The following is a 21,254-nucleotide window of genomic DNA, read 5'->3' as shown; positions in this document are numbered from 1 at the left end:
CCAAAATTGACCATAATCTCCGCAGCCGACGAACTGCTCGACACCGACATCTACCTCGACCTCGGCAACGTGGTCGGTATCGACGTGATGCTCAAGTGCGAAGGGTTCAACTTCGCGGGATCGGTCAAACTGCGTACCGCGGTCTCCATGGTCACCGAGGGCATCCGCAGCGGGGTCATCACGGACACCACCACCCTGGTGGAGTCGTCGTCGGGCAATCTCGGCGTGGCGCTCAGCGTCGTGGCGGCGGCCCGGTCGCTGCGCTTCGTCTGCGTCACCGACCCCAAGTGCAGCCCCACCACCATGAAGCTCATGAAAGCCCTCGGCAGCGAGGTGCAGGTGGTCGACGGCCCGGACCCGAGCGGCAGCTACCTCGCGGCACGCAAGCGCCGGGTGCGCGAACTCTGTGAGCGGCACGACGACTACGTCTGCCTCGACCAGTACGAGAACCCGGCGAACTGGCTGGCGCACTACGAGATCACCGCGCCGCTGATCGCCAAGCAGTTCCCGGACCTGGACGTTCTGTTCGTCGGCGCCGGCACCGGCGGGACCCTCGCCGGCTGCGCGCGGTTCTTCCGGGAGAACTTCCGGCATGTGCGGATCGTCGCGGTCGACAGCGTCGGCTCGGTCAACTTCGGGATGCCCTCGGGGCCCCGGTACATCCCCGGTCTGGGAGCCAGCGAGGCCATGCCCTTCGTCGTCGACGGGCTCGCCCACGAAGTGGTGCGTGTTCCCGAGACGGAGACGATCCGCATGTGCCGGCGGCTCGCCCGCAACGGTGTGCTCGCGGGCGGTTCCACCGGCACCGTGGTGAGCGGGGTGGAGCAATGGTTCGCCCGGCAGGAGGCCGGACGGCCGCTCACCGCCGTGGCGATCGCCCCCGACCTGGGTGACCGCTACCTGGACACGCTGTACGACGACGACTGGGTGGCGGCCACCTACAGCCTCACCGCATCAGACACCGACGAGGAGCCCCGGACGGGCCCGGCGACACCCGCCGGCCGGGCGGGCGAGGAGAGGCAGCGATGACGCAGGAAGCAGTGCCGAACACGACGAGCGGCCTCCCGATACCGCCGGAGGCGGCGGGGCTGCCGCCGTACGCCCGGCTGCTCCTGGTCCTGGCCCGGCTCGGTCCGGACGCCGGTCAGGTGGCACTCGCGCGTTCCCTCGCGGGCCGCGACGACCTGGACTGGGGTGCGTTCCTCGACGCGGCCGCCCGGCACAAGCTGCTCCCGCTGGTCGGCCGCCATGTGCACACGTACCGCCTGGGACGCCCGGCCGGGGACGCCAAGGGCTTTCCCTACCCCTGGCTCTTCGCTTCGGCCCACCTCGGCAACCGGCAGCGCAACCAGGCCCTCTCCGACGAGTTCGGCCTGGTGCTCAAGGAGCTGGGGGACGCGGGCGTCCCGTACGCGGTCCGCAAGGGCTTCTCGCTGGCCGAGGGGCTCTACCACGACGTCTCGGTCCGGCGGATCAGCGACCTCGACCTGCTCGTCGACCGGTCCGACGCCCCGCTCGCCCACGAGGTCCTGGTCCGCCTGGGCTACCTCCAGGGGAACCTCGCTGCCGACGGCGACCGGATCGAACCCTTCAAACGGGAGACCCAGCTCTTCTGGCGGCTGAACCTGAGCAACCAGCTGCCGTACCTCAAGGCGGGCAACCGGCCCGACGTGTCCGAGTACAACGTGGACCTCTGCCACGACATCTTCCAGCGCAAGTCCGGAAGCAGCGCGAGCGCCGCGGAACTGCTGCGGCGCCGGGTCCCGGTCGTCCTGTGCGGCACCCGCACCTGGGTCGCGGAACCGGTCGACGCGCTCCTCGACCTCTGCTCCCACCTGCACAAGGAAGCCACCAGCCTGCGGTTCATCGAAGACAGCGTGGACCTCCAGATCAGCAAGTTCCTCGACGTCAGCCTCTTCGCGGCGGGCTTCGGCGACAGCGAATGGGACGACTTCGCCGACCGCACCAAGCAATACGACGCCGCGGAGATCGCCTACTACGCCCTCCATCACACCGAACTCCTCTACCCCGGGTCGATTCCGGCCCGGGTGCTCGACTCCCTGCGGCCCGAGGACACCGGCTACCTCGACCAGTACGGCACTCTCGACGGGCAGACCGCCCGCTGGTCGCTGCCCTTCCTCGACCGGCTCTTCGACACCGGGCGCGGGCGGGACAGCGCGCCGTCCAACGTGCCGCACGCCTGAACCCGGGCGCCTTCCCGACCGCGGGCCCGGTCCCGGATTCCCGGCCGTCCCGGCCTCCCGTCCCTGAGGCCCTGACACCCCGAGGCCCTCCCGCGTACAGGCCCGCCCGTGCGGCCCGACAGGCCGCTCCCCTCCCGCACCCCGCGATCGCGGGCTCCAGAGAAAGGAACCGACCGTGGAGCCCTCCGCCCGCACGGCCCCACCGGATGCCGCGACCGGGATCCCACCGGCCATCGACGACGCGGGTGGCGCGGACCGCCGGGGGCCGGTGGCCACCCACCCGGGACCCCCCGCCGGGGCGCTCGAGGCCTCCGCGGTGGCCGATCTCTTCGTCCAGGCCGGCTTCGGGCCCTTCACCGGTGTGCCCTGCTCCTTCCTCGGGCCGCTCATCAGCGCCCTCGAAGCGGAGCACCCGGCCGCCTACCTGGCCGCGGCCAACGAAGGAGAGGCCGTGGCGATCGCGGCGGGCTCCCGGCTGACCGGCCGCCGCCCCGTCGTCATCCTCCAGAACTCGGGCCTCGGCAACGCGGTCAACCCGCTGACCTCGCTCTGCTACACGCTTCGTCTGCCCGTCCTGCTCCTGATCACCTGGCGGGGCGAGCCCGGGCACCAGGACGAGCCCCAGCACCAGCTGATGGGGGCCATTACCCCGGAACTGCTGACCTCGATGCGGATCAGCCACGAGGAGTTCCCCGCCACGGCCACCGAGGTGGGTCCGGCGCTCGCCAGGGCGATCCTCCACATGGACCGCACCGGCCTGCCGTACGCCTTCCTCGTGCACAAGGGCGCCCTCGCGCCGTACGCACGAACCCCGCGCGAAACCCCGGCCGCGGCGGCGATGCTCCGGGCGGAGGCGATCAGGACCGTCGTCGACACGGCGGCGCCGGACACCCTGGTGGTGGCGACCACCGGCAAGACCGCACGCGAACTGGAGCGTGACCGGGACCGCGCCGCCAACCTCTACGTGGTCGGCTCCATGGGGTGCGCGTCGAGCATCGGCCTCGGCGTGGCACTGGGCGCGCCCGAGCGGGACGTCGTCGTCCTCGACGGCGACGGCGCGGCCCTCATGCGGCTGGAGGCCATGGCGACCATCGGGCGGCAGGCTCCCGAACGCCTGCTCCACATCGTCCTCGACAACGAGAGTTACGAGTCGACAGGCGGACAGGCCACCTTCTCGGCGGACGTCGACTTCTGCGCGGTGGCCCTGGCCTGCGGCTACGCCACCGCGGCCGAGGTCGCCGACACCGCCGGCCTGCGCGCGGCGAGCGAGCGGGCGCGCGCGGCACCCGGTCCGCATCTCGTCCGCGCCCGCATCCGTCCGGGGTCCGACCCCTCTCTCGGCCGGCCCGCGCTCGCTCCGCCACAGGCCGCGGCCAGATTCGCGGCCACCGTCGCGGGCCCGGACCACGCCCGGTGACGCCCCCGTCCTCCGCCGACGGCGGCCGTGGCCCGGTCCCGCCCGTATCCAGGGAACACCAACTGACAGGAGAGGCCGTGCCCGAGACGACGCCGGACCAGGACCTGCGGGTCAAGCAGAACAAGCTCGACGCGCAGCTCCCGCAGGACAGCCCGCTGCGCCTCTATCTGGCGGAGAAGGACGAGACGGCCCGGGTGCGCAAGCCCCGGCCCGAATCCAGGCTCGTCCAGGTGCGGGAACCGCTGGGCCGCATCCCCCGCACCCTGCTGGTGATGCCGCCCATGTGCATGTACGAGGGCGCGGTCAAGCGCGTCGTCCCCCCGATCGGACTCTGCTACATCGCCGGGGCACTGGAGAAGGAGGGCATCGACGTCTCCGTCCTGGACTGCATCGTCGAGGGGATCGACGAGGAGGTGCCGGTCGGCAAGGGCGTCTGGAACATGGGGATGTCGGAGGACCGGTTCCGGGCCTACATCGCCGAGAACGAGTTCGACGTCGTCGGATTCACCATGATCTACTCCTCCGACCTCCAGAACCTCTACCGCTACGCCCAGCTCGTCAAGGAGGTCCGGCCCGAGACCACCGTGATCGCCGGCGGCCTGCACGCGAGCATCTACGCTCGCCGCTTCCTCCAGGACGCGGTGGCCGACGGCGCGCCCTTCATCGACTACGTCCTGCGCGGCGAGGGCGAGATCCGGCTCGGGGACTTCCTGCGCAACCTCGCCGACGGCCGCGTCGACCTGAGCGCCGACGGGCTGGCGGGCCGGCACGAGGGAAAGGTCTTCGCCAATCCGCAGTTCGCCCGGGTCACGGACCTGGACGCGCTGCCCTTCCCCGCCTACCACAAGGTGCCGGTGGAGAAGTACTTCGCCCACAACGTGCCGTTCTCGCCCTACCCGCGCGGCAAGCGCGTCCTGCCCCTCTACACCTCACGCGGCTGCCCCGTGGGGTGCACCTTCTGCGCCAGCACGAACTTCTCCAAGCAGTACATCGCGCGCTCCGTGGACAACGTGATCGCCGAGATCCAGCACTACAAGGACGCCTTCGGCGTGGACGAGGTCCAGTTCGCCGACGACAACCTCACCTTCGACCGCAAGCGTGCCACCGAACTGTTCGAGAAGATGGTGCCCTTGGGGCTGCCCTGGTGCACGCCCAACGGCATCATGGTGAACACCCTCAGCGCCCCGCTCGTGGACCGCATGGTCGATTCCGGCCTCTACCAGATCACCCTCTCGCTCGACAGCGGCAGCGCGGAGACGCTCAAGGAGCAGCACCGCAAGCCGGTCGACCTGACCAAGGTCCCCGACCTGATGGCCTACCTGTACGACCTGGGCGTGCTCATGCACGGCACCCTCGTCGTCGGCATGCCGGGGGAGACCGAGGAGCAGATCAAGGAGGGCTTCGCCTTCGTCGAGCAACTCCCCTTCCACTCGATCAACGTGTTCATCGCCGCCGCGATCCCCGGCTCCGAGCTGTTCGAGCAGGCTGTCAGCAACGGCGCGATCACCTACGAGGGGGCACTGCACATCGACACCGCCCGCTCCACACTCCGGCTCAGCAACATCGCGGCCGAGCGGCTGGAAGAGCTGGTCAGCGGCTTCCTCGAGCGCTACAACAAGGCGATCTACCAACGCGACCCGGAGGCGTGGGAGCGCAAGTACCGCGACCACAAGGACCGCATGTCGCGCATCTGCGTGGGCTCCGCCTCGGCCATCACCTCGACCATCATCAGCGCGGGCGCGACCGGGTGACCCCCGCCCACGGGGCACCTCCGCGCGGGGCGGTCCGCGCCCGTGCGGCACGCCCGCAACCGCACTGATCCGTACGCCGACCGCGTCCGGCCCGCCCGGGCCGCGCGAGGGAGTGGAGGAAACCGTCATGCTGGAAAGCGCAGTCGTCCTCGCGGCCGGGGAGAACCGGCGCATGGGCAACTCGTCGGCACCGAAGTCGTTGCTGCCGCTCGGCAGCGACGACTCCGCCGGGCCCACGTTCCTCAGCCGGCACCTGGGCCTGCTGCGCCGTGCAGGAGCCGAACGTGTCTTCCTCGTCGTCAGCCCGGCCAACCGCGCCGCGTTCGAGCCGTTCGCCGACGACGTTGTGGAACTCGTGGTGTGCGGCGACGGCCGCGAACGCACCGGATCCAGCGTCAGCATGCTGGCCGGTCTGCGGGCCCTGCTGGCCTGGAGGCCGCACGGCTGCCGCACCGTGATCAGCGACGCCGACATCGTGTACGAGCAGGCGCTGCTCGACCACGTGTCGGCCACCCGCGGATCGCGGCTGTTCACCATCGAACGGACCAACGGCGACACCGAGGAGGTCCGGGTCTACGGCAGGTCCCCGGCACAGCCGGTGCTCATCGGCAAGGGTCTCGCGAGCGGCATGACCAGCGGGCTGGAACTGCTCGGCGAAAGCCTCGGCCTCATCCTCCTCGACGCCGCCGAGACCATGTCGGTGACCGAGCTGACGCGCTGGGCCGTCGGAGACCCGCCACGACAGCGTCCGTACGGGTACGGCGGGCGCCTCTCGGAGCACGAGGAGATGTGGCAGTACCTCTTCACCCTCGGCCGGCTCCAGGTCTCCCAGGTCTCCAAGGACCTGCTGTTCTCCGAGTGCGACTTCCCGGAGGACCACGCGTACGTGCGTGAGGAGCTGTTTCCGGCGATCACGCGACGGGACCGGGGCGCCGTTGCCGCCCCCCGCTGACCGGAGACGGCACGAGCCGTGGCCGGCCGCGGTGCCGGGGGACCGGCAGCTCGCGGAACGGCGAACGACGGCCGGCCGCCTCCCGCGAGGGGCCGTCGGCCTCCCCGGGACACAGGGCCGGGGAGGGTTCTCGGACCCGGGCCCCGGGGTGCGGGCCCGTTCAGTGCGGGGGTGCCGCAGCCGCCTCACGCACGGCGGCGTCCCGGGCCTGGGAGTTCGCCTGCTGGAAGGCGTCCTTGTGCGCCGCGGCCCAGGCGTTGGACGCGGTGGTGCCGGCGGCCGAGTGACGGAAGGCGGGTGCGACATGACGGGCGAACAGATCGAGACTGCGGCGAACCCGCTCGGGGGTGGCCCAGTCCATCAGCGACAGCAGAAGGCAGCCGAACCCCTCGCTGCGCTCCTGGAGGACGCGGATGGCGGCGATGCAGTCCGCGGGGGAGCCGGCGATGATGCCACCCGCCTCGACGGTGTACTCGAACGCCTTGCGCGCGCCCACCCCACTGGTCGTCAGCGGCACACCCATGGTGCGCGCCCACAGGTGCTCCCGCTGGTACAGCCACCCCTCGTACAGCTCCTCCAGGGCCTGCTCGCGGCTGGTGGAGACGTGGACGGGCAGCAGCAGCCGCCAGTCGGCGCGGTCGGCCTTCCGCCCGGCGGAGGCCGCGGCGTCCTCGTAGTGCCGCCACTGTTCGCCGAGCCGGTCCAGGGCGAGTCCGTGCCCGGCGCGCGGCGCGCCCCAGGGCGGAGCCACGTACGACAGCGGGCTGACCCCGTGGGTTCCCGCGAGCCGCATACCGAAGGGAGACTGCGCGCTGGCCACCGCCACTTCCACACCCTGGGCGGCGAACGACCCCAACTGGATCCGGGCGTCGTGGAGTTCGAACCAGTCGCGGGTGGTGCTGACGACCTCACCGCGCAACAGGGGCAGGACCGCCTCCAGCGACTCGGCCGTCCTGCGCCGGGTGTCCGCCACCGGAATGCCCAGCATGTGCATGTCCGAGGGGACGGAGCCCGCTCCCACCCCCAGGATGAAGCGCCCCCGGGTGAGATGGTCCAGCTGTGCCGCCCGCTCGGCCGCCATGAAGGGATGGTGGTACGGCAGCGTCATCACACCGGTCGCGAAGACGATCCGGCGGGTACGTTCGGCGGCGGCTGCGATGAACAGCTCCGGACTGGTGATGGTGCCCCAGCCCGCCGAGTGGTGCTCACCCACCCAGAATTCGTCGAAATTGAGGTCGTCGGCCAGTTCCGCGAGAGCGATGTCCCGGCGGAGCAGGAGATTGGGGTCCTCCCCCGGAGGGTGCAGAGGAGATATGAAGCAACCGAACCGCATTCGGTCCACAGTCGGTCCTTTCCGGGTGCGTCGAAGGGGCTTCGTCCACCGGCGGGCTCTGCCGGGCCACCCTAGACGCCCCCCTTCGCAGGAAGCGAGAACATGTCTCACGTGGTGACGGCCAGGGCGCGTCCGGCCCCCGGGCCCGCGGCCGCCGCCGGCTGTCCCCTGGCCCCGCCGGGTGAGAACCGGCGGCTCTGCGGCGGATGACAGGACACCACCGGCTCCCCGCTCGCGGATCACGGCACGCCCGGGGCTGAACGGCGGGCCCGTACCTCCCGCGCCGGAGCGCGCGCCCGAACCCGGGGCGCGGAGCACCGTCCGTCCGCCCGTACCGTCACCGCGCGATGCCGGTGAGATGCGCGGGCGCACACCGACCCGCGGCGGAGTCCTGCCGCAGGGTGCGGCTCCGCCCAGGCCGTGGCACGGCCTTCGGGCGCCCTCAGCCGTGTCCGATCACCTATGACCTTCTCTGGAGGGGGAGTCGAGTGGACGCCTCACCGGCACATCGGCACGCATCCGGCCGCACCACCGCTGCCGGCCCGTCCGGCGCCCCGCCGACGACATCGCTCGTACACGCCTGCGGAGCGCCGGACCGCGCTACCGGCCCCGGACCGCACCACGCACCCGTCCCCTCGGACGGTGACGCCCGTACCGCGCTGCCCGGTGCCGTCCGGCGCGCCCCGGGGAGCCGCGCGGTCCGCTGCCCCGCCGCCCGGCTACCGGCAGGCCGGACCGTCCACGGCCGGGAGGGCGAGCGGGCGTGAGGACCATCGGCGCACGGGGGATCTCCCGGGAGTACGACTGGCTGGCCCCCATGGTGCTGTGGCCGCTGGCGCGGCGGATCATGCCGGTGGCCTCGGTACGGCCGCAGGGCGGCGGCACCCGACGGCTCGACGACGAGGCCGTGTTCGCCTGCATCCTCTACGTGCTCGTCAGTGAGTCGCCCTGGCGCGCGGTGCCGGACACCTTCGGCACTTCGTGGCAGACGGCGCACCGCCGCTTCCGGCAACTGTGCGAGGCGGGGATCTGGGAGCGGCTCGAACTCACCACCGACGTACCGGGGATGCCGCCCGCCCTGAGGTACTGGGCGGCGGCGGTCCGCCGGGCCGCCGCGGCACGCGACGGCTCCCGGCCGAACGCGCCCGGGCTCGCGGAGCACGGCGCCGCCCCGCCTCGGCCCGTGGCCCGAGGGCGGCACTCCGTCACCCACCCGGACGTCTCCGACGCCGGCATGAAGCGGAGAAGGGAGGCCCGGCCATGAGCGAGCCGACGCCGCGGGCCCGCGGCACTGTCAGGCGAGGCGCCACCCCGCCGGTGGACGCCGGCGCGAGCACCGGTTCCTGCACCGCGCGGACCGGGCCCGGCGGGGGAGGCGGACGCGATGACGCGGACGGCGGTCGTCACGGAAGGAGGACCCGGTGGTGAGAGCCTCGGAGAAGTTCGGCGTGCTGCTGCGGGAGTTGCGCGGCCGGATCGGGCTGACGCAGAAGGAACTGGCCGACCTGGCCGGACTGAGCGTCCGGGCGGTACGCGACCTCGAACGCGGACGGGTGAGCCGGCCCCGGAAGGAGACGGTCCGTCTGCTGGCCGACGCGCTGCGGCTGCGGGACGGCCGCCGCGCGGTCTTCCTCACGACGGCGGCGGCCCGGCTCACATGGGAGGAGCAGCCGACGCCGCACCTGCCCCGCGAAGGGGCCCCCGGGCGGACACGGATCACCGAGGGGCGGGAGGGGCCGGACACCGACGTCTACGCCCTGGCCGAACTGCTCATCACCGAGCGGCGCAGACTGGCGGCGGGCGAGGAGGCCGCGGACGACCGCGACGAGATCGTCTTCGTGGCGACCCGGTCCGCGGACTCCACGCTGGACTGGTCGGTGCTCTGGGCGGCCCGCCCCCGGTGAGGCCACCCCGCCGCCCGGCGGGGTACGCGCAGCCGGCCGGCGGGGTACGCGCAGCCGGCCGGCGGGGTACGCGCAGCCGGCCGGGCGGCGCCGCGGGCATGCCGACGCGCCGAGCGCCCCGTGGGCGCCCGCCGTCTCGCGCCACGACGGCCGGACCGTGGACCTCACCGTCAGACCAGGGCGGCTCCCAGCGTGCCGATGCGGGTGTCGGAGGCCGCCGTCACCGGTGTCGCGTCGCGACTGACGAGGAACTCAGGCCGGGTCGGCGCCTCGGGTACGTTGCCGACCGCGTTGTACGTGATGAGCAGCAGGGCCCGCCGGTCGGGGGAGCTGTTGTTGGTGGAGGAGTGCACGATGCTGGGATGGAAGGCGTGCACCTCGCCCGCGTCTCCCGTGATGAGCGCCGTACCGCGCTCCTGCGCGAGCTTCTCGACGGTCTCCTCCCGCACGGTGTACGCCAGGTCCGCCGACACGTGCCGGCGCCAGTCACCGCTCGTGTCGGCCGGGTCCGGCAGGTCCAGAAGGCCCCCGCGGTGCGAACCGGGGACAACCGTCAAGGGGCCGTTGCCCTCGTGTATCGGATCCAGGGCGATCGCCAGGTTGACGGCGTCGGGCCGCCGCATGCCGTCCTGCTGGTTCCAGAACGAGAAGTCCTGGTGCCAGGGCCAGGCGGCACCCTCGTGCGCCTGCTTGAGGTTGACCTTGAACTGATAGACGTAGACGGGCCCGCCGATCAGCGCTTGCGCCGCACCCACCAGCGCGGGGTGCCGCACCAGAGCGGCGCAGAGGTCGTCGAAGGCGTGGCAGCCGTGGATCGCGCGCACCGTGTCGCCGTCCTTCTCGTGGACCACCTCCGGGCGACGCGTCGCGCTGATGGCGTCGACCCGGTCGCGGACCCGCACCACGGTCGGCGCGTCGAGCCGGAAGGGCAGGCGGCACCAGCCGTCCGCCGCGTAGGCGGCCTTGAGCGCGAGGGGGTCGGTCCAACCGGTCGGGAACGTGCTGTCCATGGGGCTGACTCCTGGTTCACGTGGTCGTGGTCGAAGGTCGGGGGAGGCCGGGTCCCGGCACCGGGCGAGGGCCGAGGGGGGACGCACCGGGCGGCAGGCGAGCCCGGTGCGTGAGCGCCCTCACCCGGACCTACCGGGTGACTCCGGTACACGCCCCTCGGCGAGCAGCGTCTCGTGCACGGTCCGCAGGACGGCCCCGGCCGTGTCGTGCGGCACCCCCCGGGCCCGCAGCCGCAACGCCCACGCGCCCTTCCCGTCGTCCATGACGCGGAGGTAGAAGCGGGGACCCAACGTCAGGAAGGCGGGTTCGTAGGCCACACGGCCGTCCTCCTCCTCGGTCACCTCGAACGGTTCGAAGGAGCCCGGGTCGCCGGAGACGCCTTGGACGATGAGGTTGAACGACCAGACCTCGTCGTGCGAGGCGACGGCGGCCGGATGGCGCGCGCACAGCCGGGTGACCGCGTCGAGGTCGAAGACGCCGTTGCGGAACGCCTGGAGACTCTTCAGGCCCAGTCGCCGCGCCAGCTCCGCCACGGTGTCTCCGGCGGGCACGTCGACGTGGACCGGCACCCACTGGTTCATCGACGTGACGTGCCCGGTCCACGGGTTGCCGTGCCGGTTGGAGGAGACCATCCGCATCGGGATCGAGCGCACGCCCTGCACCTCGGCGACCGCCGTGGCGTATGCGGCGAGCAGCACGGCGAAGACCGAGACCCCGCCGTGCCCTGCCACGCGTTCCGCGGCCGCACGGGACCGGCGGGAGAGGAGCCGGGCCACGAAGACCTCCTCCGGCGGCGCGTTCCCGGACGGACGGGGCGGAGGCCCGCCCGCCACCGACGCGGCGAGCGTTTTCTCCCAGTGCCGCTCCGCCGACCGCAGCCGGGCCCGGAAACCCTCCGAGCGCTGCTCCCGGGCCATGGCGGTCAGCAGGTCCGGCTGCTGCACGGCGGCGGCCGGACCGGGCTCGCGCAACGCCGCCAGCAGGTCCTGCCACAGGATCTGCTTGGCGGACCCGTCGGCGACGATGTGGTGGTTGACCAGCGCGATGCGCTCGGCCAGACCGTCACGGGTCAGGACGACCGCGCGCCACGCGCACTCGGACCACAGACAGAACGGCCGCGCTGCCGAGGCGGCCAGCATCGTCCGCATCTCCGCCTCGTCCGTGCCGTCGGCCGCCAACACCTCGATCGAGGGGTCCACGTCGTCACGCACCGACTGGCGCGGCACCGCCGGGTCACCGAGGTCGTACACCGTACGCAGCGAGACGTGCCGGGCGCGCAGCGCGTGGAGTGCGGCCACCGCACGGGCGGGCGGCACCGGCTCCGGAAGTGTCCACAAGGTGCGCAGGTTCGACTCGTGCCACTGTGCGACGGGAAGGTCCTGCACCGCCCGCATCACGGACAACTGACCGAAGGTGAGCGGCCCCGACGTCTGCACCGACCATCGCCTCCCCGTACGCCGATACGCGTCCGTCGCGCCGGCGGCCCGCGTCCACCGCAGCGCCCGGCCGCCGAACGCCCGTCAAGCTATCGGCGCGCGTGCGGCGGAGGCGGCAGCCCCGGCGGCAGTTGCGCGCGGCGGGGGTGATTCCCCGAGCGGCGGACGGGCGCGTCATCTGCCTCCGAAGATGCCGCTCGACGCGGGTTCCCGCCGCTAGCGTCGTCGCCCATGGTGACGCTCACCCAACGGGATCACAGGAGCGGCGGTCCGCCGCGGCTCGGTGTCGTCGGAGCCGCGGGACGGCTCGGCAGCAGGGTGGTCCAGGAGTGCGACCGGCACGGCCTCGCCGTCGTGTGGACGGCCACGCGCACGTCCTGGCCCGCACGGCAGGACGGGGACGCCGCGCCCACCGTCGTCGTCGACGCGAGCCGCGGCGACGTCCTGCCACGCACCGCCGACTACTGCCGCTCCGTCGGCGCGGCCCTGCTGGTGTGCGCTTCCGACATCGGTCCGGCACAACGGCGGGCGGCGGCGGACCTGGCCGCCGAGGTACCCGTCGTCCTCGCGGCCAACCTGTCGATCGTCAACTGGCTCCAGCACCAGCTGGTCCGCACGGCGGCGGCACTCTCCACCCGCCTGCCCGAAGCCCCGGACACGAGCGTCCTGGAACGGCACACGACCGCCAAACGCGACCGCCCCAGCGCCACGGCGCGTTCCCTCGCCGGTGCCTGGCAGGCGGCCGGTGCGGGCCTCACCCACGAGATCGCCTCGTACCGGGCGGGCCTGCCCGTCAGCGAGCACCGGTTCGCCCTCGGCTTCGCCCACGAGACGCTGACGATCACCCACGACGTCCGCGACCTCGGACCGGCCGCTCTCGGCGCCCTCACCGCCGCCACCTGGATCCACCAGGGCGCCCCCCGGCTCTGGACGGGCACGGAACTCTTCGACGAGATCCTCCTCCCGGACAGCTCGGCGGGACCGCGCGGGAGTGGTTCCGCGCGGTGAGCGCCGTGTCCTGCCCACACCCCGTCCCGTGCGAACACAGCGGCCACCGGGCCGACGGAGGAGAACGTGACCATCCACAGGCACTTCGACTCGGCGGAGCAGGCCGAGCTGTTCACCCTGGTGACGAGGATCAGTGAGAAGGAGCTCGCCCCGGTCGCCGCCGACCACGAGGCGCGCGCCGAGTTCCCCCGCCACCTGGTGACCCGGCTCGGTGAACTCGGCGTCATCGGCCTGGCGTTCCCGGAGCGCTGGGGCGGAGGCGGCCAGTCCGTCGCGTTCTTCCTCCAGGTCGTGGAAGAGCTGGCGCGCGGCTGGCTTGCCGTAGCCGAGTCCGTGCACCTCCAGGCCCTCACCTGCCGGGGACTGGCCCGGCACGGCAAGGACGAGCTGCGCGACGCGTACCTGCCGGCCATGCTGGAGGGCAGGCTGCTGGGCGCGAACTGCATGTCGGAGGCGGAGGCCGGCTCCGACCTCGGGGCCATGACCACCGCCGCGAGTCCCGTCGACGGCGGCTACCAGATCTCCGGACTCAAGACCTGGGTCAGCCATGCCGGGTCCGCGGACGTCTACCTGGTGTACTGCCGCACGGGCGCGGCCGGACCCGGCGGCATCTCCTGCTTCCTCGTCGAAGCGGCCCAGGAGGGCGTCCAGGTCCACCCCCCGTTCGCCAAGATGGGCGTCTGCGCCCTGCCCACCGCCCCCGTCGCCTTCGACGGCGTGCGCGTCCCGGCATCGCGGATGGTCGGCGGACGCAACCGTGGCATGCTCGTGGCCGCCTCGGTCTTCGACCACGGACGCCTGGGCATCGCGGCCTGTGCCGTCGGCCTTGCGCAGGCCGCCCTCGACCACGCGAGCGACTACGCCAAGCAGCGCGAGCAGTTCGGCAGCCCCATCGCCTCCTTCCAGGGCGTCGCCTTCCTGCTCGCCGACATGGCCACCCAGATCGCCGCGGCCCGCGCCCTGCTGCTCACCACCGCACGGCTGATGGACGAGGGCCGGCCGGTCTCCGCCGAGGCCGCCAAGTGCAAACTCTTCGCCACCGACACCGCCATGCGCGTCACGACGGACGCCGTGCAGATCCTCGGCGGCTCCGGATATGTGCGGGACCACCCCACGGAGCGCTGGATGCGGGAGGCGAAGCTCCTCCAGATCATCGAGGGCACCAACCAGATCCAGCGCGCGACCATCGCCCAGAGCCTCTGATGCCCGGCACACCCCGCCCCCGCCACGAAGGAACGGCCGCATGAACGAGCTGCTCCCGTACGAAGCGCGCTTCTCGGGCCAGGCGTCCGACGCTCCCGCCACCTGGGGCCAACAGGCCTTCCGGGACGGCCTGTCGCGCTACGCCGACGCCGGCTGGAACCGTAACGTCGCCGTGGTGGCCCCCCTGCCGGACGGCACCTCCCTGCCCGGCGCCCTGGAGCTGCTGGCCCGTATCACCTCCCGCCACGAAGGCCTGCGCACCGAGGTGTACGAAAGCCCCGACGGTCTTCGGCAGCGGGTGAGCGGAGCGGGAACTCTGGCGGTCGGCCGGATCGACGGGGCGGAACCCGCCGACGCCGCCCGTGAGGCCGCAAGGCTGCGTGCCCTGCCCCTGGGCACCGGTGGCCTCCCGCCGTTCGCCGCCTCCGTCGCCGAGACGGCCGGCCGCCCCCGCGCTCTCGTCCTGGCCTTCTCCCACCTGGTCGTCGACGCGTCCAGCGTCCGGACCGTCCTGGACGGACTGGCCCGGCCCGCCTCGGAGCCGGCGCCCCAGCCCCGCGAACAGGCGGCCCGTGAAGCGGGGGAACTGGCCCGCACCGGACAACGCGCCGCCGCCACCTGGGCCAGGGAAGCGGGGGACACCGCCTTCCCGTTCGCGGTTCCGCGCACCGGAGCGGTCCGGAGCCACGTCGTGCAGACGGCGCTCACCTCGGCCCCGGCGGCGGTCCGGCTGAAGGAGATGTCCGCCGGACTCGGCGCCGACGCCTCCGCCGTCCTGCTGGCAGCCACCGCCGTCGCGCTCGCCGCGCCGCTCGCGCTGGACCGCCTGCCGTTGCAGGTGGTGACCTCCAACCGGCACCGGGCCCACGCCCGCGACTACGTGGGCGTACTCGCCCAGTTCGGCCCTCTCACCGCACGGCTCGATCCCGACAGCAGCTTCGACGACACCGTGCGGCACCTCGCGCGCCGCGCCATGAGCGCCTACAACAGCGCCCTGTGGGCGCCCGCCGGCCTGGCACAGGCGCTGACCGCCACCGGACGGTCGCTGGACGAGGTGCTCGGCACCACCTACACCTTCAACGACATCCGGGCGGCCGACTTCCCCCCGGTCCTCGACCATCCGGCCGTGCCGGACCCGGGCCGTGACCACTGCCTGCACGACCTGCCCCACTGGCCCTACCAGGGCGGACGCTGCGCGATCGCCGTGGTGGGCGGAGCGCGCGTGCTGCAGTTCGCGCTGCGCGCCGACACCCGGTACGTGTCACCGGAGCTCACGGCCCGGCTGCTGCCGGGCATCGACGCCGTGCTACGCCGGGCGCACGACAAGGGCGGATCGATCCGGATCGGCGCGCTGGGGGAGGGGCTGTGACGGACACGGCACCGCCGCCCCCGGTCAGGAACGCACCGTCACCCCGCCGGGCGCGCCGTATCTGCCCCCGCATCTGCCGCCGCCCCGTGCGACAGGTGACTACGTTGGCAGCCGTGAACCGCACGCGGCGGCGAGGGGACACGTGGTGACCACACGGGAACGGGTGCCCCGAGGCACCGGCCCGCGCCCCTCCGGCCGGGCGGACGACACGTTCGGCGCCGACTGGCTGAGGATGATCACCCTCGATCCGGCGCCGCAGGAACGCCTGGCCCCCTTGCGGGACGCCCGCGCGGCACGCGTCCTCGGACTCGTGCGGGACGCCCTGTGCGGCCCCGGCGACGACGGAGGACGCACCGTCCCCTCAGCGGGAGCCCTCTACCCCTACGACGTCGTGGTCGTGGGCGGGTCCGGCCCGGAACCCCGGCTCCTCAAGGCCGACCTCGGCCGCGACGGCTGCACGGAGCTCCCCCTGCCCGTGCCCGCGGCCCGCGCATTGAGGGCCGCGCTCGACGAGGGCTGCGACATCGACGGCGCCGACCACATCGTGATGCTCGCCCGGCCCTGGCTGTCCATGCGCAAGTACGGCCCCCGCGGGCACCTCTACACCCAGCTCGACGCCGGGCACGCCGCCACCAGCCTGCTGGGCACGGCGCTCGGGCAGGGACCCGCCGTGCTCCGCCTGCGAGTCCCGCGACGCCGGATCAGCGCCCTTCTGGATCCCCTGCTGCCCTACCGGGAGGTGCACTCCGTGGTGTCCGTCGGGCCGGCCCGACGGGACCACGCGACGCAGGACACCACCGTGAACCTCGCACCACCGCCGAGACGCGACGCATCCGCCTCGATGGAGCGGTTCTGTTGGTCGCAGATACCCGGGGCCCTGCGAAGCGGAGGCGACCTGCCCCTGCCCGTCACCTGCGCCCCCGTGGTGGCGGTCGGCGACGGACCCGGCGGCCTGGGCCGGATCGGGCGCCACGAATGGCGGCTGCTGACCCGGCTGCGCCACTCGTGCAAGCGGTTCGAGCGGCAGGAGCAGCCTGCCGACGCGGTCGCCGCAGCCGTCGAGGCCCTGCTCACCGCCCTCCCCACCGACCTGCCCGACGCGGCCGGCGGGCGGCAGGGAGGTGTCGGGGTCAGCGTCCTGACCGGGCCTGGGCCGATCGCCGACGCCTGCGCCCGGCGCCTGCCGGGCGGCGACGTACGGTTCACCGTCGGCGACACGATCGACGACCCGGCCGTGATCACCCGGCTCTGCCGCGGCCAGCGGCACATCGCGGGGGCGCAGGCCCTCGTCGCGTTCCACCTGCGCACCGGCCGGCTGCTGAGCGCCGGGCGGCCGCAGGAGGTCCGTGACGCCCTCTTCCGTGCCTCGGCCGCCGCTCACCTGATCTATCTGGGCGCTGCCCGCAACGACGTCGCGGTGACGGCGATCGGCGGGTTCGACGCCGGCGCGCTGCGGACCGTGGCAGCCCTCGGGGACGACGAGGAAGTGGTCTACCTCATGGCGCTGGGTGCCGCTGCGGGGACCGGGAACAAGATCGACCGATTGGCGGTCGCGCATGCGCACGGAGAATGAGCCCGCTCGGCACGGTACCCAGGGGAGGCGGACCACCTGATGCGGTTGCTGAACGACGTCCTCACCGAACTCACGGCCCAGCACGCCGACGCCCCCGCGGTCGGCGACGCGGGCGGAGTCCTCACCTACCGCGAACTCCACGACGCAGCGGCCGACTTCGGCACGGCGGCCGACACGTGGTGGCGCTCGGGCATCCCCCGCGGCCCGGGGGCGCCGGCCGACGGCAGGGTCCGGGCAGGCATCCACGCGGCCAACTCCGTCGCCTACGTGGTGGCTTACGCCGGCCTGCTGCGAGCGGGCATGGTGCCCCTGCTCCTCGACCCGGCCCTCGGCGCGGCTGAACTGGCCGTCATCGCCGCCGACTGCGGCATCGACCTGTTCGTCAGCGACCGTCCGCTGCCGGCCGGACTGCCCGCCACCGCCACCACGCGGATCGGCGACATGCGGCTGACCGCCCTGCCCGCCGTCCCCGACCGCCCTGCCCTGCTCGACACCACGGAGGTCTGCCGCTTCACCTCCGGCTCCACCGGCTCCCCCCGCTGCATCGAGTTCTCCGGCAGCGCGGTACTGGCGGCCGCCCGCGCCTGGCGGGAGGCCACCGAGATGGGCGAGGGGGAGCGGGTGCTGTGCTTCGCCGGACTCTTCAACGGCCTGGCCTTCAACACCTCGCTGCTGGCCTCCTTCCTCGCGGGCGCGGCGCTGTGGGTGCCGTCGGGACTCCCCAGCTCCGGGCATGTCGCACGCTTCCTGCGGCAGGTCGAACCCACCCGCCTGACCGGCTTCCCCGCCCTGTACGAGTCGTTGCTGCGCCGCGAACAGCCCGTCCCCGAACTGGCCGGGCTGCGCTCCGCGCTCTCCTCCGCGGCGCCGCTCTCCCCCGGGACCGCGGCGGAACTGCGCCGGCGCCACGGCCTGGCCGTCAACGACTACTACGGGGTGGCCGAGGCGGGACCCCTCACCTACGACCCCGCTCCCGCCCCAGGACGCGGCCTGGGATACCCGCTGCCCGGGGTCGAGTTCGCGTTCGGCGCTCCCGACCACGGCGCCACGGCGGTCCGTGACCACGGCGCCCCGGCGGTCCGCGACCCCGGCGCCCCGGCGGTCGATGACCACGGCGCCACGGCGCTCCGGGTCCGCAGCGGGTCGATGGGGTCGCGCTACCTCAACGCGCCAGGCCTGCTGGAGAGCCGTCTGGACGCGGACGGCTTCTACCTGACCGGGGACGAGGGCCTGATCGAGGAGGGCCGGCTGGTGCTGCGCGGCCGGGCGGCCAAGGGCATCAACATCGGCGGCCGGAAGATCGACCCGGCCGAGGTCCAGCAGGCCCTCGGCCGCTGCGGGGCGTCCGACGCCCTGGTGCTGGCGACGGTCAAGAAGAACGGGGACCCGATGCTGGCAGCGCTGGTCACCGGCACCGCCGACGTCACCGAGGAGGAGCTGCGGGCCCGCTGCCTCGGCCTGCTCGCGCCGTACAAGGTGCCCGAACGGATCTTCGCCGTGCCCAGGATGCCGCGCGGCGGTGCTGGAAAACCGCGACTGGGCGCCGCCGAGGCACTCCTCAGCGACCTGCTGCGCGCACCCCGTGACGAGCCCTCGGCAGGGAGGGCTCCCGCACCCGCCGAGCCATCCTGAGCCCGGAGCCCCCCCCCGGCACCGGGCCGGCCCCGGCCGCCGCACCCCGACCACCGCCCCGACCACCTGTAGGAGATCCGATGCCCCCTTCCCCGCACCTTCTCCGGCGCATCGCCGAACTCGTCGCCGAGGCCAGCGAGGGCGCGGTGAGTCAGGAGACGGCCCTCGCGGACGGCCGCACCCTCACCGAGCTGGGCCTGACTTCGCTGTCCTACCTGCGGCTGATCGACGCCCTGGAGAACGAGTTCGGCGTCTACATCGACCTGGAGGAGGACACCGCGTTCCTCGGATCGGTCGGCGGCCTGGTCCAGTACCTCGACGGGCAGGGCGTGACCGCCCAGGGCAGCCGATGACCGTACGGCTCGACGAAGCCCGGCTGCCGCCCGTCGCCCTCGGACTGCGTGTCCAGGTGGCACTCGCCTCCCGCTCGCTGTCACTCGGCGGACACGACGACTTCAACCAGGGGCAGGTCTCGGCACGCGTCCCCGGCGCCGACTACATGCTCATCAAGGGGGCCCTCAAGGGCTTCGACGAATGCACCCCCGAGGACGTGGTCGTCGCACCGCTGGACCCCGATGCCCCCGCCCCGCCGCTGGCACCGCCCGAACTCCCCCTGCACCAGGCGGTCTACGCGGCACGCCCGGACGTGCACGGCGTGGTCCACAGCCACGCCCCGCACACCCTGGTCTTCGGAGCGACCGACCTGCCGCTGCGCCCGGTCTCCCACGAGGGCGCCTACTTCGAGCAGCGCATCGGCCGGTTCACGATGACCAGCAACACCATCCTCGACATGGCGACCGCGCGGGGCGTCGCCGACGCACTCGGCGGCGACCCGGCCGTCCTGCTGCGTAACCACGGCGGCGTCGTCGTCGGCAGATCCGTCCGGCACGCCACCGTGCACGCCCACACCCTGGAGCGTGCCTGCCGGCTCCAGCTGATGGCGGAACGGGTGCCGGGCGGCTACCACACGTCGACCCCGGCCGATGTGCTGGCGAAACGCGAATTCATCTACGGAGACCTCGCGGTGCGTTCCTACTGGGACCATTGCGTCGGCCGGGTGCGGCGCACCTGGCCGGAATCGGCGGACTGGGGCCGTCGCCGACCGTCCGCCGCGCCACAGCCCTGACCGCACACCGACGGGAGAACCAGGTCCGGTGGACCGCGAAACCATGCCGCAGGACCCTTCGGCAGGCACCGTGAAGGACCCGTCCGCGCGGGCTGCCGCCGCCGGACGGCGCAACCTCACTCTGCTGACGACCTGCCAGTTCCTCTACTACATGGGGATGGGGATCGACCTCACCCTCACCGCGGTGGTGGGTCTGCGGCTGGCACCGACCCCGGTGCTCGCCACTCTGCCGATCACCCTCATGGGCGCGGCCGCCATGATCGCCAACTTCTCCGCCGGGCTGCTCAGCGACCGGTTCGGCCACCGCAGGGTGGCGGCCGGAGGCGCGGCCACCGCGGTGGCCGGCGGACTGGTGTCCATGGCGGGGATCCGCTCCGGAGATTTCTCCGTGCTCTGCCTGGGCACCGCTCTGGTGGGTCTGTACAAGGCCACCGGAGGCTATTTCCGCTACCTCGCCGCTGATTCGGTCCCCCGGGAGAGCCGGGAGCGGGCGGTCTCCGTCCTGCTGTGCGGCGGGGTGCTGGCGGCCTTCCTCGGACCATGGGCGGCGACAGCCTGTGCCGGACTGCTGGACACCGAGTACGCGGGGTCCTATCTGCTGGTCTCCGTGCTCGCCGCTGCCGTGATCCCGCCCGTGCTCGCGGTCCGGACCGGACCGGCGGAAGAGGAGCAGCAGCCCCCGCCCCCGCCCGTGCGCATCCGGGCCGCGGCGCGCACCCTCCAGTTCCGCACCGCCTTCGCCACCCTCACCGTGGGAGGCTGCGTGATGACCCTGCTCATGTCCGCGGGCCCGCTGGGCAGCCGGCACGCGGGCCACTCGGACAGCGTGGGGGCCTTCGTCATCCAGGCCCACATGGTGGGCATGTTCGCGCCCTCCCTCTTCAGCGGCTGGCTCAACACCGCCCTGGGCCCACGCCGCAATGCCGTTCTCGGCGCGGCCCTGCTGGCGACCGGGGCGCTGGTGGGCGCGGTCCACACCGGCGTCGCCGCGTTCGTCGTCGCGCTGAGCCTGATCGGTGTGGGATGGAACTTCCTGTACGTGGCGGGCAGCACCTTCGTCGTGCGCTGCTATCCGCCCCACGCGGGCGGTCGCGTCCAGGCCGCGGTGGAGGGCGGCACCGGAGTCTTCCTCACCGCCTCCTCCTTCGTCTCCGGGTACCTGTTCACCACCCTGGGCTGGCAGATCCTCAGCACGTTGGCCGCCCTGCCCCCGCTCCTGCTGTGCCTGTGGCTGTCGACCGCGCCACGCGGCGCAGGACCCGGGGAGAAGACCGACTGAGCGCAGTCGGACGGTCCCGCGCGACCCCCGCTCCGCGCGATCATGTTGCAGACACG

At 73.1% G+C, this 21,254-nt stretch carries 18 protein-coding genes; 15 read left to right on the top strand and 3 right to left on the bottom strand.

The features are described 5' to 3' along the window. Window positions 1–6: 6 nt before the first annotated feature. From sbnA to ACFYQ6_RS28780, 5 genes are all read left to right on the top strand, one after another. Entirely contained in the window at window positions 7–1,029 is a 1,023-nt protein-coding gene (gene sbnA, locus ACFYQ6_RS28800; RefSeq protein ID WP_361581819.1) for a 2,3-diaminopropionate biosynthesis protein SbnA, read from the top strand. Continuing rightward, window positions 1,026–2,204 carry a nucleotidyltransferase family protein gene (locus ACFYQ6_RS28795; RefSeq protein WP_361581816.1) on the top strand — a complete coding sequence of 393 codons (1,179 nt, stop codon included), beginning with the start codon at window positions 1,026–1,028 and terminating at the stop codon, window positions 2,202–2,204. Before sbnA ends, ACFYQ6_RS28795 begins: the two co-directional genes overlap by 4 nt. A gap of 175 nt (window positions 2,205–2,379) precedes the next feature. Then, window positions 2,380–3,621, top strand: a complete 1,242-nt coding sequence (gene aepY / locus ACFYQ6_RS28790) for a phosphonopyruvate decarboxylase (protein ID WP_361581813.1) — start codon at window positions 2,380–2,382, stop codon at window positions 3,619–3,621. Window positions 3,622–3,698: 77 nt separating this feature from the next. Continuing rightward, entirely contained in the window at window positions 3,699–5,372 is a 1,674-nt protein-coding gene (locus ACFYQ6_RS28785) for an Sden_1168 family B12-binding radical SAM P-methyltransferase (RefSeq protein WP_361581810.1), read from the top strand. Window positions 5,373–5,499: 127 nt separating this feature from the next. Then, on the top strand, window positions 5,500–6,324 hold the full coding sequence (locus tag ACFYQ6_RS28780) for an Sden_1164 family protein (protein ID WP_361581807.1): 825 nt from the start codon (window positions 5,500–5,502) through the stop codon (window positions 6,322–6,324). A 160-nt stretch (window positions 6,325–6,484) separates the two neighbouring features. On the opposite strand, the gene ACFYQ6_RS28775 is transcribed toward ACFYQ6_RS28780, so the two are convergent. Then, the gene (locus ACFYQ6_RS28775; protein ID WP_388765821.1) at window positions 6,485–7,657 is read right to left on the bottom strand and encodes an LLM class flavin-dependent oxidoreductase; all 1,173 of its coding nucleotides are present in this window, start codon (window positions 7,655–7,657) and stop codon (window positions 6,485–6,487) included. Between the two features lie 763 nt (window positions 7,658–8,420). Between ACFYQ6_RS28775 and ACFYQ6_RS28770 the strand changes: the two genes are divergently transcribed. Then, window positions 8,421–8,921 (top strand): transposase, encoded by a 501-nt coding sequence (locus tag ACFYQ6_RS28770; RefSeq protein ID WP_361581804.1) that lies wholly within the window; start codon window positions 8,421–8,423, stop codon window positions 8,919–8,921. Window positions 8,922–9,078: 157 nt separating this feature from the next. Then, window positions 9,079–9,561: a helix-turn-helix domain-containing protein gene (locus ACFYQ6_RS28765; protein ID WP_388765700.1), complete on the top strand. Its 483-nt coding sequence runs from the start codon at window positions 9,079–9,081 to the stop codon at window positions 9,559–9,561. Between the two features lie 170 nt (window positions 9,562–9,731). Here the strand turns inward: ACFYQ6_RS28765 and ACFYQ6_RS28760 are convergent, their stop codons facing one another. Further along, a complete protein-coding gene (locus ACFYQ6_RS28760) occupies window positions 9,732–10,571 on the bottom strand; it encodes a phytanoyl-CoA dioxygenase family protein (RefSeq protein ID WP_361581801.1) in 840 nt (279 codons plus the stop codon). A 120-nt stretch (window positions 10,572–10,691) separates the two neighbouring features. Then, a complete protein-coding gene (locus ACFYQ6_RS28755) occupies window positions 10,692–12,008 on the bottom strand; it encodes a condensation domain-containing protein (protein ID WP_388765698.1) in 1,317 nt (438 codons plus the stop codon). Between the two features lie 231 nt (window positions 12,009–12,239). Here ACFYQ6_RS28755 and ACFYQ6_RS28750 point away from each other — a divergent pair, with 231 nt between their 5' ends. The 8 genes from ACFYQ6_RS28750 (at window position 12,240) to ACFYQ6_RS28715 (ending at window position 21,198) form a co-directional block, all read left to right on the top strand. Beyond that, window positions 12,240–13,016 carry a dihydrodipicolinate reductase C-terminal domain-containing protein gene (locus tag ACFYQ6_RS28750; protein WP_361581795.1) on the top strand — a complete coding sequence of 259 codons (777 nt, stop codon included), beginning with the start codon at window positions 12,240–12,242 and terminating at the stop codon, window positions 13,014–13,016. A gap of 66 nt (window positions 13,017–13,082) precedes the next feature. Further along, entirely contained in the window at window positions 13,083–14,219 is a 1,137-nt protein-coding gene (locus tag ACFYQ6_RS28745) for an acyl-CoA dehydrogenase family protein (RefSeq protein ID WP_361581792.1), read from the top strand. 40 nt (window positions 14,220–14,259) lie between these two features. Further along, the gene (locus tag ACFYQ6_RS28740) at window positions 14,260–15,588 is read left to right on the top strand and encodes a hypothetical protein (protein ID WP_388765695.1); all 1,329 of its coding nucleotides are present in this window, start codon (window positions 14,260–14,262) and stop codon (window positions 15,586–15,588) included. A 145-nt stretch (window positions 15,589–15,733) separates the two neighbouring features. Next, window positions 15,734–17,161, top strand: a complete 1,428-nt coding sequence (locus ACFYQ6_RS28735) for a nitroreductase family protein (RefSeq protein ID WP_361581786.1) — start codon at window positions 15,734–15,736, stop codon at window positions 17,159–17,161. Between the two features lie 39 nt (window positions 17,162–17,200). Then, entirely contained in the window at window positions 17,201–18,793 is a 1,593-nt protein-coding gene (locus ACFYQ6_RS28730; RefSeq protein ID WP_388765692.1) for a class I adenylate-forming enzyme family protein, read from the top strand. A gap of 80 nt (window positions 18,794–18,873) precedes the next feature. Then, entirely contained in the window at window positions 18,874–19,146 is a 273-nt protein-coding gene (locus ACFYQ6_RS28725; protein ID WP_361581780.1) for an acyl carrier protein, read from the top strand. After that, window positions 19,143–19,919, top strand: coding sequence for a class II aldolase/adducin family protein (locus ACFYQ6_RS28720; RefSeq protein ID WP_388765690.1), 777 nt, complete (start codon window positions 19,143–19,145; stop codon window positions 19,917–19,919). The genes ACFYQ6_RS28725 and ACFYQ6_RS28720 overlap by 4 nt, the downstream gene beginning before the upstream one ends. Window positions 19,920–19,947: 28 nt before the next feature. After that, a complete protein-coding gene (locus ACFYQ6_RS28715) occupies window positions 19,948–21,198 on the top strand; it encodes an MFS transporter (protein WP_361581774.1) in 1,251 nt (416 codons plus the stop codon). The last annotated feature ends 56 nt before the right edge of the window (window positions 21,199–21,254 follow it).

The sequence above is a fragment of the Streptomyces sp. NPDC005494 genome (assembly GCF_042872025.1).
GTDB lineage: Bacteria > Actinomycetota > Actinomycetes > Streptomycetales > Streptomycetaceae > Streptomyces.
Note: the sequence above shows the minus strand (reverse complement) of the source record. Positions and strands in the feature narration are given on the sequence as shown.